The sequence below is a fragment of the Novosphingobium sp. genome (assembly GCF_027489515.1).
In the GTDB taxonomy this organism is placed as follows: Bacteria; Pseudomonadota; Alphaproteobacteria; order Sphingomonadales; family Sphingomonadaceae; genus Novosphingobium.
Genome location: NZ_JAIXZS010000100.1, coordinates 72,866 through 87,114 on the forward strand (window position 1 = coordinate 72,866; position 14,249 = coordinate 87,114).

Sequence of the window (14,249 nt, forward strand, 5' to 3'; positions counted from 1 at the left end):
GTGCCAGCGACCTGACGCAGTCCAGCGGGCTTTCTAAGGCGACCCCTTCGGGGCGGGCCTATTTTGGCCCATCGCAGCGTCGATCGTCGGTCACTATGCGTGAACATAGCTCCCTCCTCTCTTCTCGCGCTGGGCCAAAATAGGCTCCGTGCCAATGCTTCCACCTCGACAGGACAGGCTCTCAGGGGTCGCCGCAGCGCAGCATTCTGTCAAGCCGCCGCCACCTTAAAGTTCTGTCATCCGGTCGTTTTGCCGCTGCCCACCCCCGGCCCCTCCCGCAAAGCGGGAGGGGAGGAGAGCAAGCCCGCGTGCGCCCTCCCGCTTGCGGGAGGGCCGCGAGACTTGGCGAACGCAGTGAGCCTAGTCGCAGCGGGGTGGGCAGCCGCCGCAGCTGCTCACCAGATCCGCACGCGCTGATCGGGCGGGAGGTAGAGTTTGTCGCCCGGCTTCACCCCGAACGCGGCGTACCAGGGATCGAAATTGCGCACGACCCCGTTGACCCGCGCCACGGCGAGCGAATGCGGATCGGTCTTGAGCAACTGGCGGCCAAACGCCTCGCGGTACTTCCAGCGCCACGCCTGCGCGTAGGAGAGGAAGAAGCGCTGGTCGCCGGTCAGCCCGCCCAACACCGGCGCCGGCTTGCCGCCCAGCGAGAGCTTGTAGGCCTGATACGCCATCGAGAGCCCGCCAAGGTCGCCGATGTTCTCGCCCAGCGTCAGCCGGCCGTTGTGGCAGGTCTTGCCTTCGTCATAGGGGCACTGCTGATCGTATTGTGCGGCGAGCTTCGCGCCCAGCGCATCGAAGGTCTTGCGGTCGCTGGCGGTCCACCAGTCCTTGAGCGCGCCGGTACCGTCATAGCGCGACCCCGCATCATCGAAGCCATGGCCGATCTCGTGGCCGATGGTCGCGCCCACCGCGCCGTAGTTCACCGCGTCGTCCGCCTTGGGATTGAAATAGGGCGGCTGGAGATAGGCCGCCGGGAACACGATTTCGTTGGCCGGCGGCATGTAGTAGGCGTTCACCGTCTGCGGGGTCATCAGCCACTTGGTCTTGTCGACGGGCTTTGTCAGCTCGTCCAGCATGTCCTGCCAGTGCCAGCGGCTCGATTCGATCGCGTTGGCGAGCGGCTGGCCCGACTGGATGTTCATCCCCTCATAGGTCTTGAACTTGTCCGGATAGCCGATCTTGACGGTGAACTGGTCGAGCTTGGCCTTGGCCGCGGCGCGCGTGGCCGGGGTCATCCACGCCAGATCCTTGAGGTTCTCGGCCAGCGCCGCGCGCAGGTTGCTGACGAGCCCCATCATCGCCACCTTGCTCGAAGGCGGAAAGTGCTTCTCGACATAGGCTTGTCCGATGGCTTCGCCCATTTGCGCCTGCACGGTGGACAGCGCGCGCTGCCAGCGCTGGCGGTCGCGTTCCTTGCCCTGCAGCGTGCGCCCGAAGAAATCGAAGCGAGCGGCGTCGATGTCGCTCGGCAGCACCGCGGCATAGTCCGAGAGGAAGTGCGCCGCGGTCCATGCCTGCAGCACGCCGAGGTCCTCCTCGCCCAGCAGCCGGATCAGCGCCGGAAAGCCGCCGCCGAGCTTGGCGAGATCGTCCGAGCTGAGGCCCAGCTTGGCGACCTTGTCCGCGCCCGGCGGGATTTCCGCCACGATCACGTTCGGCACCTGTCCCAGCCCGGTGCCTTCCAGCAGCGGGGCGACCGGAAAGGCACCGCCCAGCGCGACGAGATCGGCACGGGAGAGGCGGTTGGTGGTGAGCAGCGGATTGCGCGCCACCGCCTTGTCCCAGTCCGCCACCGCGATCTTGCGCTCGAATTCATAGACCTTGGCGGCCATCGCCGGCGCATCGGCATAGCCCGCCTTGCCGAGCAGGAACGCAAGGTAGGCGCGGTACTTGCTCTGGATCGCGCGGTTGGCCTCGCTGTCGACCAGGTAATAGTCGCGGTCGGGCAGGCCCAGCCCGCCAACGCCGGTGTAGACCGCGTTGGCGCCCGGGTTCTCGCGGTCGATGCTCACTTCGAAGGCAACCGGCGAGGGGTAGCCCGGCGCGGCAAACAGCGCGGCAAGCTCGGCGCGGGTCTTTGCCGCGCGGATGCGGTCGAGATAGGGTTTCGCGGGCGCCAGCCCCGCTGCGTCGATCGCGGCGGTATCGAGAAATGCGCGGTAGCTGTCGGCAATCCGCTGCCCGGTCGTGCCCGGGGTCTGCGGCGTCGCAGCGAGTCCCTCGACGATTTCCTTCACGGCCTGCTCCGCGCCGAGGATCAGCCCGAGCGCGCTGCCGCTGAAGGGATATTGCGGCGGGATCACTTCGCTACGTTCCCACTTGCCGTTCACATAGGCGAAGAAGTCGTCGCCGGGCTTCACCGCCGGATCGAGATCAGCCGGGTTGAAGCCCCAGCCGCCGAAGGACTGGAGGCGGTAGCCATCGATCACCCTGGTTTCGGCAGGGGTATCGGCAGGGGTATCGGCAGGGGTATCAGCCTGCGCTGCAGGGGCCGCAAGCGCGAACAGGGAAACGGCAGCAAACGCGCCGGCAAATCGCTTCATCATGGGTGCGGGATATCCAGCAAGGTGATGTGTGCCAGAATGAGACTAATCAGCCCGTCCCACTTGTCCAGCAGCGATGGTTGAACCTTCAGGCCTCGGCGCTGTCGAACTGCAGCCGGGCGAGGCGAGCATAGAGCCCGTTCTGCGCTGAAAGCACGCTATGCGTGCCCTGCTCGACGATTCGGCCCTTCTCCATCACCACGATGCGGTCTGCCGCGCGCACGGTCGCGAGCCGGTGCGCAATGACCAGCGTGGTGCGCGCCTTCATCAGCTTGTCGAGCGCGTCCTGCACCAGCCGCTCGCTTTCGGCATCGAGCGCGCTGGTCGCTTCGTCGAGCAGCAGGATGGGCGCGTCGCGCAGCAGCGCGCGGGCGATGGCAATGCGCTGGCGCTGCCCGCCGGAAAGCCGCGCACCGTCCTCGCCGAGGAACGTGTCGAGCCCTTGCGGCAGTTCCTTGAGGAAGCTGGCGGCATTGGCAGCTTCGGCTGCTTCCCAGATCTGCGCATCGCTCGCGCCCCAGTTGCCATAGCGCAGATTGTCGCGCGCGGAGGCGGCAAACAGCACGCCTTCCTGCGGCACCAGCGCCATGCGTGCGCGCACTTCGGCAGGGTCAGCCTGCGGCAAAGGCACGCCGTCGATGCGCACCGTGCCCGCGTGCGGATCGTAGAAGCGCTCGGCCAGGAGGAACAGCGTGGACTTGCCCGCGCCCGAAGGTCCGACGATCGCCACCGTCTCGCCCGGCTCCACCGCCAGCGAGAAATCCTCGAGCGCGGCGACTTCGGGTCGGCTCGGATAGCGGAACGAGACGTTCTGGAACGCGATCTGCCCGCGCGGGGGCTGGGGCAGGTGCAAGGGCCGGGCAGGGGCGGTGATCTCGGGCTGTTCGAGCAGCAGTTCGTTTAGCCGCCCCGCCGCGCCTGCACCGCGCAGCAGATCGCCGTAGACCTCGGTCAGCGCGCCGACCGCGCCCGCCACGATCCCGCCGGTGAGCACGAAAGCCGCGATCGTGCCGCCGCTGATCGAGCCATTGGCCACCGCCGTTGCGCCCTGCCACATCAGCACGGCGATCCCGCCGAACACCATGACGATGACGATCGCGGTCATGATCGAGCGGATCATGATGCGCCGCTTGGCCGCGCTGAAGGTGCGCTCCACCGCCTCGCCGAAACGGCCTGCCTCGCGGTTTTCCTGCCCGAAGGCCTGCACGACCTTCATCGCGCCGAGCACTTCGCTGATCTGCACGCCGATGTCTGCCACGCGGTCCTGGCTCGATCGCGAGGCCTTGCGCAGGCGCGAGCCGAAGAACACGATCGGCCCGACGACGACGGGGATGCCGACGAGGAGCCCCGCGGTCAGCGCCGGGGCCAGCGTGAAGAGATAGGCGATCCCGCCCAGCGCGGTGATCGAATTGCGCAGCGCGATCGAAGCCGTCGTGCCTACCACCTGCTCGATGATCGCGGTGTCCGACGTCATGCGCGAGGAGATTTCCTTCGGACTGTTCGTCTCGAAGAAGCTCGGCGGCATGCGCAGCAGGTTGCGCTGAACCTTGAGCCGGATGTCGGCAACGACGCGTTCGCCCAGCCACGACACGAAGTAGAACCGCACCGCGGTGCCAAGGCCGAGGATGACGACCACGACCAGCAGCCAGCGGAACGAACTGTTGATCGTTTCGGCATCGGCGCCCTTGCCGAAGGCCCTGTCGATGATCGACTTGAAGCTGGCCGGAATGGCGATCGTCGCGCCCGAGGTGATCAGCAGCGCGGTCAGCGCGATGGCCACTTCGCCGGGATAGGAAGCACCTTCGCGCAGCAGCATGCGCAGCGGGCTCAGCGTTCGCGCAGGGCGGGCGGCTGGTTCGGCTTCGGCAGCCGCTACTTCGGGGCCGGCGTTCTCTTGTGTGGCGTCCATCGACCTCGCCCTAGCCCATGCGGCGTGGTGCTGAAAGGGGGCAGCGGGGCAATACGCTCCAGCTTGGGGCAATGGTGCGTTGCACAAGGTGCAAAATCACGGCACACTGGGCCCCATCGGAGCGGCATACGGCTCCGCAACAACAGACAGGTGTTCGCAGTGCTCTACAAGGCTTACGAAATCCAGCGCTCCATGCTGAATGCGGGAAGCGCCATGGCATCGATGGGTGCAGAAATGCTCGCCGATCCGCGCAACCCCTGGGCGCCGTTCGGCGGCACGCAGATGATGGCCTCCGCGCTCGAGGTTTTCGCCCACGCCGCCGCCCCGCGCGGCAAGCCCGCGTTCGGGCTCAAGGTGATCACCGTCGATGGCACGCCCCATGCGGTGAAAGAGACGGTGGAGATCCAGCAGCCCTTCGGCAACCTGCGCAAGTTCACGCATGAGGGACTGCCCGCCGATGCGTCGCGCCTCCTGATCGTCGCGCCGATGAGCGGCCACTACGCCACGCTGCTGCGCGGCACGGTGGAGCGCATGCTCGAACGCTGCGTCGTCTACATCACCGACTGGGCGGATGCGAAGTACGTACCGCTCGCGGAAGGCCGCTTCGATCTCGATGAGTACATCGATTACCTGATCGGTTACCTCGAGCACATCGGCCCCGGCGCGCACATGATGGCGGTCTGCCAGCCTTCGGTCCCCGCGCTCGCCGCCACCGGTGTGATGGCGGTGCGCGAGCATCCCTGCCGCCCTGTCACTCTCACCATGATGGGCGGCCCGATCGACACGCGCGAGAGCCCGACGGCGGTCAACGATCACGCGATCACCAAGCCTTACGTGTGGTTCAAGCACAACGTGATCACCACCGTGCCGGCCAACTATCCGGGCGCAGGGCGGCAGGTCTATCCGGGCTTCGTCCAGCTCGCGAGCTTCATGTCGATGAACCTCGGCAGCCACATGATGAGCCACTACGGCCTGTTCAAGCACCTCGTGCAGGGTGATGGCGAAAGCGCGGATGCGACCAAGACGTTCTACGACGAATACCGCGCCGTCTGCGACATGACCGCCGAGTTCTACCTGCAGACCGTCGATGTCGTGTTCCAGCAGCACCTGCTGCCCAAGGGTGAGCTCTATCACCGCGACATTCGCGTCGATCTGGGCGCGATTCGCGATACCGCGATCCTGTGCATCGAGGGCGAGCGCGACGATATCTCGGGGATCGGCCAGACCAAGGCTGCGCTCAAGGTGACGCCGAACCTGCCGGAAAAGCTCAAGAAGTATCACCTCGCCCCCGAAGTCGGCCACTACGGCATCTTCAACGGTTCGCGCTGGCGGACTTCGATCGCTCCGGTGGTTGAAGGCTGGATCAAGGGCAACAGCGCCGCGCGCAGATTGAGCGTGGTGGCCTGATCCGGGCCTCACCGCCTGAAGGTGGGGTGCATTCGGGTAGGAAAGCAGGCTTTCCATGTGCTGAAATGGCACGTCACCGGCGAAATCGCCGGTAGACAAGGGGTGTTCGCATACTGGAAATACTGTGAAACACTTTGGCAAACCCGAGGCTGCAGTTGTCTGGCACCGAGACTCCCATGGATGTGTTACTGCCATGCGTGGGTAACATCGATCGGTTGGGGGCCGATGATGGCTGCGATGAGGATGCCGAATTGCAAACGACGCCGTTTCCGCCCCGTGTCAGCGTGGTCCTTCCCGTCCACAACGGCGCTGCCTATCTCGATGCCGCTATCGACTCGATCCTCGGGCAGACATTCGCCGATTTCGAGCTGATCTGCGTCGATGACGGCTCGACCGATGCCACGCCGGATATCCTGCGCAGTTACGCTGACGCCGATTCCCGCATTCGCGTTATCACCAATCGCCCCAACAAGGGCCTGCCCGGTGCATTGAACACCGGGTTTGCCGCAGCGCGCGGGAGCCTGCACACCTGGACATCGGACGACAACATCGCGCGGCCGCAGATGCTGGAACGGCTGGTCGCGGCGCTCGATGCCAACCCGGCGGCGGCGATTGCCCACGGCAACTACAGCGTGATCGATGCCGATGGCCGTGTGACCGGACTGCAGAAGGTTGGCCCTGCCAGCGATCTCCTGCTGGGCAACAAGATCGGCGCGGCCTTCCTCTACCGGGCCGAGGTGACGCAGACCCTGACCGGCTATGACGAAGCGCTGTTCGGGGTGGAGGACTACGATTTCTGGCTGCGCGCAGCGCGCAGCTTCCAGTTCGTCACGCTCGACGAAGACCTCTATCTCTACCGCCGCCACGAAGCGAGCCTGACGGATCGCCGCGCCGCGCGGATCCACCGGCTGACCACGCAGATCCTGCGCCGCGAGCTCGCCTTCGTTCCCGATCGCAAGCTGCGCGCGCGGGCGCTGGTCGAGCAGGGCATGGCGAGCCGGATCGAACCCCGCCTCGCCATGCTGGCGCAAGGCCTTGCGCTGTCACCGGGGCTGGCGCACGGCCGGATCGTCCCGATCCTGCGCCACCTGGCCCATCACGTCCTGCGCGTTTTCAAACGAAGAACTGGGTAATCCATTCGCAGATCAGCGCGGGCTTGGCCTCGCCCTCGATCTCGACCGTGATTTCCATCGTCTGCTGCCACTGACCGGGGCGCTTCTCGTCCAGTTCGAGCAGCTTGAACACGCCGCGCACGCGCTTGCCAGAGCGCACCGGGGCAAGGAAGCGTGTCTTGTTGCCGCCGTAGTTGACGCCCATCTTCACGCCTTCGGGGCGCGGGCAATCGCTTTCTTGGGTCAGCAACGGGATCAGCGAGAGCGTGAGGAAGCCGTGCGCGATCGTTCCGCCAAACGGCGTGAGCTTGGCCTTTTCCTCGTCGATGTGGATGAACTGGAAGTCGCCCGTCGCCTCGGCGAACTGGTTGATCCGCTCCTGCGTCACCTCGATCCATGCCGAGGTGCCCACCACCTGGCCGACCAGCTCCTTGATTGCGCCTGGTGCCATTGCTTTCATTGCTGCCATCTCCCGCTGCGGAATGTGTCTCCTGCCGCCTACCCTTGGCGGCAAGTTGCCCTGTGTTCAACGGTCTCGTTCAGGGCGAGGGCACGGTCTTGCGCCCTGGGCCTGGCTGCAGGGCATTGAGCGCGCGCTGGGCAGGCAGCTCGATCAGCGCGTGGGAGAGGCCCGAGACGATCACGAGCAGGCCGATGAATGCGGTGAGTTGCCAGAGGCCAAGCTGCAGATCGGGGCCGACGAGCACCAGCTTGAACACGATGAACAGGCCGAAGTGGCACAGGTAGGTTGAATAGCTCACCTCCCCCAGCCAGTGCAGCGGCCCCTTCGCGAGCCGGCGGGCAACAGGGCCCTCGGCCAGCGCCATCGACAGCAGGAGCAGCAGCAGCGCCAGCGGAACCCACGCCGTTTCCGCAAGGCCGAACCAGAGACCGGCCGTCACCGTCGCCGCGGCGGCAAGGCCGCAGCCAAGGCCGATCTGACGCGCAGCGGGCAGGCCATGCCATTGCAGCCACAAGCGCGCCGCGAAGGTCCCGGCGGTAAACTCGATCAGGCAGCGTGCGAGCCCGAGCGTCGTGATCGCATCGCCGAGGCTGGAATGGCCCCACGCGCCGTAAAGCAGGTGGAGGCCCATTAGCAGCAGGGCAAGGCCGGCCAGCAGGGCGGCGCTGCCGAGCGCGCGCCTGCCCAGCACCGCCAGCAGCGGAAACAGCAGATAGGCCGCCATCTCGGTGCTGATCGACCAGGCCGGGTGGTTCCATGCAAGCGCGCCGGTGAAGCCCCAGTTCTGGATCAGCAGCACGTGGAGCGGCAGTTCGGCGAAGGGGTAGCCGGACCGGTCCTTGCCGGTGATCAGGAGAGCCATCGCGAGCAGGACAAAACCGGCCAGCACCACGGCGTGAAGCGGCCAGATGCGCGCTATGCGGCGCCACCAGAAGCCGCCGATGGCCGATGGCTCGCCGCGCGCCAGCCGCGGTCCATAGGTGAGCCAGAGCACGAAGCCCGAAAGCATGAAAAACAGATCGACCGCGAGATAGCCCTTCGCAAGGACAGCGATCACCGGCGCGGGCAGGAGCCCGGCCAAAGAGAGGCGGATGTGGTAGAACACCACCAGCCAGGCCGCGATCCCGCGCATCCCGGTCAGCGCTTCAAGGCGCAGGGGCTGACCAGTCACCGCGCGAAACTCCTCACCGCGCGAAACCCTTGGGCAGGCCGGGCGCTTCGGCCGGTTCGTCGCTGCGCGCCGCGGACGCCTTGCCCGCAACCTGCTGCCACTGCGAGGGCGGTGCGAGCCGGCGCGAGACCTGCATGGCTAGCGCGATCTGGAGCCCGATCAGCATGAAGATGAACGGCTGGAACGCGATCCCGACGAACAGCGCGCCGAACATGTAGACGCAGTGGCCCGATTGCAGCGCCAGCGCCAGCGAACGGTCCGACCGGCTGATCGCATCGGTCATGCGGCGCAGCCGGCGCTGGATCAGCTCGAGCTGGACGATGCCGGAGATATGGAGCAGCAGCCACATCGCAAGGCCGGGATAGCCCTGCTCGCCCAGCATCTCGAAATAGCCCGAATGGTAGGCGCGCGCCTTTTCCTCGATCCGTTGGGTCTCGATCGCGGTGTTGTTGTCGCCCGCGTTCTCGGCCTTGACCGTGTCATAGCTGACCCGGTTCTGGCGGAAGGCATCGAAGCCGCCGCCGAAGGGATGCGTCTTCGCGAAATCGATCGTCCACATCCACACCGCCATGCGGGTCGAGGCGGACTGGTCGGACTTGTGGTTCTCGATCGTGTTCATCCGGTCGAGATAGCTCTGCGGCAGGAACGGGACGGCGACGCTGGCAAGTCCGGCGATAACGCCGATGTAGAGCAGCGGCCGCTTCACCGAACGGAGCGAGAGTGCGATGAGGATGAAAAGGCAGATCAGCCCGGTGCGCGTCTGCGTGCCGATCGGGATCAGGCAGCAGGCAAAGCCGAGCGCGAGCGCGAACAGCGTGACGAGCTTGCCCGGTCGGAAGATCGTGCCGAACCGCGCCAGCCAGACGATCAGCGGAATCGTGGCGACCGCCACCATCGAGAGCGTGCTGCCCTCGTAGATGCCGGTGTTGTCGTTCACCAGGAGCCGCAGCGTGCCGTAGCCGCCGCCGCCCGAAGCGACCGTCTTGATCCCGCCGCCGATCACGATGCAGGCCAGCGAAAGCACCATGGTGAGCGCCAGCGCCTCGATCCGCAGCCGCGTGCGCACGGTGAGGGGGAGGAACAGGGCAAAGACCAGCGCCTTCCACACCCAGCTCCACTTATCGAGCGCTTCTTCGGGGAAATCGGCACTTCGGGTGGTTAGGCCGCAATAGATCAGCAGCAGCAAGAGCAGGAGCTGGCGGGGCGAAAAGCGCATGCCGGTCTTGTCGTCCGCGACTGCCCAAGCCGTCACCGCGCCGATGAAGGCGATCAGGCTGATCGGGATCGACTGGAGGAAGCCCCAGCTCACCTTCTGCGGCGCGAGGATGTCGATATAGGCGTAGGCCAGCACGAACAGGAACGGCCGCCGGACCCCGGCCGCGAAGAAGGCTGTCACGAAGGACGTGAGAAAGAGATTAAGCACCCGGAGTGCCCTCGCCGGACTGCGGCGCGACGGGCTTGCGCCGCGGCGGGAAGCCCCGGAGATTGGGTGCCGAAGGATCGGAATCGAGATCATCGCGGTGCAGCAGGCGCCATATGGCGATTGCCATCAGCACATGCGGCAGGACCACGGTGAAGATATCGATCATGCGGCGCGCCCAGGCTGGAGTGCGGTCCCGGATCGGGCCCTGTCACACGCCAGCTTTAAGCGGGTTCGGTTGACGCGGCGTTAAGTCCTCCCGTGCCATGACACAGCGCATGACCCGGGTGCTTCACATTCTCGATCATTCGCTGCCACTGCAAAGCGGCTACACCTTCCGCACCCGCGCCATTCTGAAGGCGCAGGAAGGGCTGGGACACGCTGTGCGCGGCCTCACCGGCCAGCGCCATAGCGCCGCATTGACGGGCGCAGAACCCGAAGTGCACGACGGCCTTCGCTTTCATCGCACGCCTGGCAAGCCCTCCGGCCCGCCGGGTCTCAGCGAATGGCAGGAAATCGGTGCGCTCGCCCGCCGGATCGAAACCGTGGCGCGCGAATGGCAACCAGAGGTGCTCCACGCCCATTCGCCCGCGCTTGGCGGCCTTGCCGCAGTGCGCGCCGGGCGCCGCCTTGGCCTCCCCGTCGTCTACGAGATACGCGCCTTCTGGGAAGATGCCGCGGTGGGCAATGGCACCGGCAGCGAAGGCTCGCTGCGCTACCGGCTTACCCGTGCGCTCGAAGACCGGGTGGTGCGCGGTGCCGATGCTGTCGTCACCATCTGCGAAGGGCTGCGCAGCGATCTCGTTGCGCGCGGCGTTCCGGCGTCCAAGATCTCGATCATGCCCAACGGTGTCGATCTCGCGCTGTTCGGCCAGCCGCTCGAACGCGATGCCGATTTCGCGCGCAGCCTCGGGCTCGGCGATGGGCCGGTGATAGGCTTCCTTGGCAGCTTCTATCCCTACGAAGGGCTGGACGACCTGATCGCCGCGATGCCGATGATCCTCGCTCGCCAGAGCGACGCGCGCCTGCTGCTCGTCGGCGGCGGCCCGGCCGAGGCGGCGCTGCGCGCGCAGGCTGCTGCCTCCCCCGCCGCGCATGCCATTCATTTCATCGGCCGTGTGCCGCACCACGAGGTCGATCGCTACTACGCGCTCGTCGATGTGGTCTGCTACCCGCGCAAGGCGATGCGCCTTACCGAACTCGTGACGCCGCTCAAACCGCTCGAAGCCATGGCGCAGGGCAAGCTTGTCGCCGCAAGTGCGGTCGGCGGCCACCGCGAACTGATCGAGGACGGGATGACCGGCACGCTGTTCCCGCCCGATGACCCCGCCGGCCTCGCCGCCGCCATGGCCAGCCTGCTGGGTGATCGCGCGATGTGGGATGCCCGCCGCACTGTTGCCCGCGCTTTCGTGGAACGCGCACATGATTGGTCCCGTAACGCGGCGCGTTATGATTCCGTTTACCAAACCCTGTTAACCCGAAAGCAAGCAATCCCCGGCGCCGCGGCCTGATGCAGGGCCAGGTGCCCGCGGGATCACCGTTCCACCCATTCCGGGGTCTGACACGCACCATGAGTACGTTTCGCCAAAAGGTTCAGGCCACGACGAACTGGGTGAAGCCCAATCCTGAGGATATCGAGGAGGCCCCGCGCAAGGGCCGCCGCGCCGCCGCCAGCCGCAGCGGCGGGCGCCGGAGCGCACCTGTCACCGCGCACCGCCTGTTCCCCGCCTTTGCCGCCGTGTGGTTCGGCGCGCTGTTCGGTCTTGGCAGCTTCGCGATCCCGAGCAGCCTGCTTGGCGCGCTGGTGCTGAAGACAGGCCTGCCCGCGCTGGTCCCCGCTGCCGCACCGCCGCTCGGGTTCACCGCACATCTTCTCGTTGCCATCCTGCTCACCGGCTTTGGCGCCGCGCTGGGTCTTGCGCTGGCGCTGCGGCTCAGTCCGCGCGGCGCGGCCAAGGCCGCTCCGGCCGATGCTGTCGTGGTCGCTGCTGCCGAACCCGAAGCCGACGAGGCCTACAAGGTGCGCGCCCGCGATGCGCACCCTGATGCGCCGCCGCGTCGTCCGCTGGTGCTGACCGAAGCCTTTGCCGATCCGCTGGTTGATGAGCCTGAGCCTGCGGCACCGCTGCTGCGCCGCAAGCCCGGCCTTTCGGATGCCGAGCCGATGAGCGATGGCGGCCCGTGGATTCCCGAGTTCACGCCGGGCGGGGCGGGCGCTCCCCGTCCGCTCGATCTTTCTGCGCTCGATCTAGCCGCGCTCGATCAGGCGGAACCGCTTCCGGAACCGGTCGAGGCGCCCGTTGTCGCCGAACTGCAGGTGGAAGCGCTGGACGATGCCGAGCCCGCCGAACCCGAACCGGCGCCGCAGCCCGCGCTGCTCGCCGCGCCCGAGTCGCTGCTTGAAACCGAAGCGCCTACCCCCGCAGCGCCAGCGCTGATCGCTGCCACGCCGCAGCTTCCCGCAGGCTTTGCTGCCGCGCTGCCTGATGTGGCCGATGGCTCGTGGTCGCCTGTTGCGGGTGCGCCGCTTGAAAGTCTGGGCCTTGTTCAGCTGATCGAGCGCCTCGCGCTGGCCATCGCCGCGCAGAAGGCCTCCAATGTGGCGGTAGTCGAGGCACATGCCACGATGGAAGCCGCTGCCGAGCCCCAGCCCCAGACCCAGCCCGCGCCGCAGGCGCAAACCGAACCCGAGTTCGAACCTGGCCCGTTCTCGCGGCCTCAGCCGGGTGACATTGCGCCCGATGCCGCGAGCACGGCGGAAAGCGCCGCAGCTGGCACAGCGCGCGAGGCGATCCTGCGCCGCCTTGGCGCACTTGTTGCCGGTGAAGGGGCCGGTGACATGGAGCGGACCGATGCAGGCGCGCCGGCGTTCGCCCGTCCCGCGGCAACCACCTCTGCCGCGCGCGGTACCGTGCCGACGGAGGCCGTCGTGCCGCTGCGGCCCTCCCAGTCAGCGACTGCACCGTTCGCTGCGGCCGCACCGGGCGCAATCTCGCCCGCCAGCACGAATGCGACCGATACCGACGAGGCCCTGCGCTCCGCGCTCGCCACCCTGCAGCGGATGACCGCGCGCGGTTGACGCTACGGAAAGCGTGTCTGCCATGCCCGAATAGGGACTGGGTCGGCTCTGCATCCGTATTTCCGGACAAGGCGCCCTCAGACCATTCGGGCAATTCATCCGGCGCCATTGCAAAATAACTTTCCTGCAGTCATGGGGGGATTCCGCGCAACTTTCGTTGTCCTCAGGACGGCGTGATTCGCGCTGGGCGTATCAACCGACGTCGTACCCGGTGGGTCGGCGACCGATTGCAGGGCGATTTTCGAGATGGGTTTTCCGCAGGTTCAGGGCCTTTACGATCCGCGCAACGAACATGACGCATGTGGCGTCGGCTTCGTCGCGCATATCAAAGGCATCAAAAGCCACGGAATTATCGAGCAAGCGCTCGAGATCCTGCGCAATCTTGATCACCGCGGCGCGGTCGGCGCAGATCCGCTGCTGGGCGATGGCGCCGGCATCCTGATCCAGATCCCCGATGCGCTGCTGCGCCGCTGGGCCGAAGCCGAAGGCAAGGACCTGCCCGCACCCGGCGATTATGCCGTTGCGATGTGCTTCCTGCCGCAGGACGAGCCCGCGCGCGACTTCGTGATCGAAGTGTTCGAGAAGTTCATCGCCAAGGAAGGCCAGCACCTCATCGGCTGGCGCGATGTGCCGACCACGCTTGATGGTCTCGGCAAGACGGTGATCGAGCAGATGCCCGTGATCCGCCAGTGCCTGATCCGTCGCGGCGAGAACTGCCCGGATCAGGACGCGTTCGAGCGCAAGCTGCTGGCCATCCGCAAGCAGACGCAGAACCCGCTTGCCGCGATGGCGGAGAAGCACGGGCTTCCGGGCGTCACGCAGCTCTACATGCCCAGCTTCTCGTCGCGCACCGTGGTCTACAAGGGCCTGCTGCTCGCCGATCAGGTCGGCTCGTTCTACGATGACCTGCGTGATCCGCTGTGCGTTTCTGCGCTCGGCCTTGTTCACCAGCGCTTCTCGACCAACACCTTCCCCAGCTGGAAGCTGGCGCACCCCTACCGGTTCATCGCCCACAACGGCGAGATCAACACCGTGCGCGGCAACGTCAACTGGATGAACGCGCGCCGCCGCACCATGGAATCGGAGCTGCTCGGCCCCGATCTCGACAAGATGTGGCCGCTGATCCCGCACGGCCAGTC

General features: G+C 66.6%; 10 protein-coding genes and 1 pseudogene. 5 read left to right on the forward strand and 6 right to left on the reverse strand.

From position 1 onward, the window contains the following. Positions 1 to 395: 395 nt before the first annotated feature. Entirely contained in the window at positions 396 to 2,552 is a 2,157-nt protein-coding gene (locus tag Q0082_RS17515) for a M13 family metallopeptidase (RefSeq protein WP_298194896.1), read from the reverse strand. An 85-nt stretch (positions 2,553 to 2,637) separates the two neighbouring features. After that, positions 2,638 to 4,365: an ABC transporter transmembrane domain-containing protein gene (locus Q0082_RS17520; RefSeq protein ID WP_298194905.1), complete on the reverse strand. Its 1,728-nt coding sequence runs from the start codon at positions 4,363 to 4,365 to the stop codon at positions 2,638 to 2,640. Positions 4,366 to 4,617: 252 nt separating this feature from the next. Between Q0082_RS17520 and phaZ the strand changes: the two genes are divergently transcribed. After that, positions 4,618 to 5,865 carry a polyhydroxyalkanoate depolymerase gene (phaZ, locus tag Q0082_RS17525; protein ID WP_298194906.1) on the forward strand — a complete coding sequence of 416 codons (1,248 nt, stop codon included), beginning with the start codon at positions 4,618 to 4,620 and terminating at the stop codon, positions 5,863 to 5,865. A gap of 197 nt (positions 5,866 to 6,062) precedes the next feature. Further along, positions 6,063 to 6,998: a glycosyltransferase gene (locus tag Q0082_RS17530; RefSeq protein WP_298194897.1), complete on the forward strand. Its 936-nt coding sequence runs from the start codon at positions 6,063 to 6,065 to the stop codon at positions 6,996 to 6,998. Here Q0082_RS17530 and Q0082_RS17535 read toward each other — a convergent pair. The 4 genes from Q0082_RS17535 to Q0082_RS17550 form a co-directional block, all read right to left on the reverse strand. Continuing rightward, positions 6,979 to 7,428 carry a MaoC family dehydratase gene (locus Q0082_RS17535; RefSeq protein ID WP_298194898.1) on the reverse strand — a complete coding sequence of 150 codons (450 nt, stop codon included), beginning with the start codon at positions 7,426 to 7,428 and terminating at the stop codon, positions 6,979 to 6,981. The genes Q0082_RS17530 and Q0082_RS17535 overlap by 20 nt on opposite strands. A gap of 88 nt (positions 7,429 to 7,516) precedes the next feature. Continuing rightward, positions 7,517 to 8,611 (reverse strand): acyltransferase, encoded by a 1,095-nt coding sequence (locus Q0082_RS17540; protein WP_298194899.1) that lies wholly within the window; start codon positions 8,609 to 8,611, stop codon positions 7,517 to 7,519. A gap of 13 nt (positions 8,612 to 8,624) precedes the next feature. After that, positions 8,625 to 10,034, reverse strand: a complete 1,410-nt coding sequence (locus tag Q0082_RS17545; protein ID WP_298194900.1) for a putative O-glycosylation ligase, exosortase A system-associated — start codon at positions 10,032 to 10,034, stop codon at positions 8,625 to 8,627. After that, positions 10,027 to 10,200: a hypothetical protein gene (locus tag Q0082_RS17550; RefSeq protein ID WP_298194901.1), complete on the reverse strand. Its 174-nt coding sequence runs from the start codon at positions 10,198 to 10,200 to the stop codon at positions 10,027 to 10,029. Before Q0082_RS17550 ends, Q0082_RS17545 begins: the two co-directional genes overlap by 8 nt. Before the next feature lie 109 nt (positions 10,201 to 10,309). Between Q0082_RS17550 and Q0082_RS17555 the strand changes: the two genes are divergently transcribed. From Q0082_RS17555 to Q0082_RS17565, 3 genes and pseudogenes are all read left to right on the forward strand, one after another. Beyond that, complete coding sequence (locus Q0082_RS17555; RefSeq protein ID WP_298194902.1) at positions 10,310 to 11,542, forward strand: TIGR04063 family PEP-CTERM/XrtA system glycosyltransferase; 1,233 nt, start codon at positions 10,310 to 10,312, stop codon at positions 11,540 to 11,542. Positions 11,543 to 11,601: 59 nt separating this feature from the next. Continuing rightward, complete coding sequence (locus tag Q0082_RS17560; protein ID WP_298194903.1) at positions 11,602 to 13,110, forward strand: hypothetical protein; 1,509 nt, start codon at positions 11,602 to 11,604, stop codon at positions 13,108 to 13,110. Between the two features lie 246 nt (positions 13,111 to 13,356). Beyond that, positions 13,357 to 14,249: pseudogene (locus Q0082_RS17565) on the forward strand (glutamate synthase subunit alpha); the annotation flags it as partial.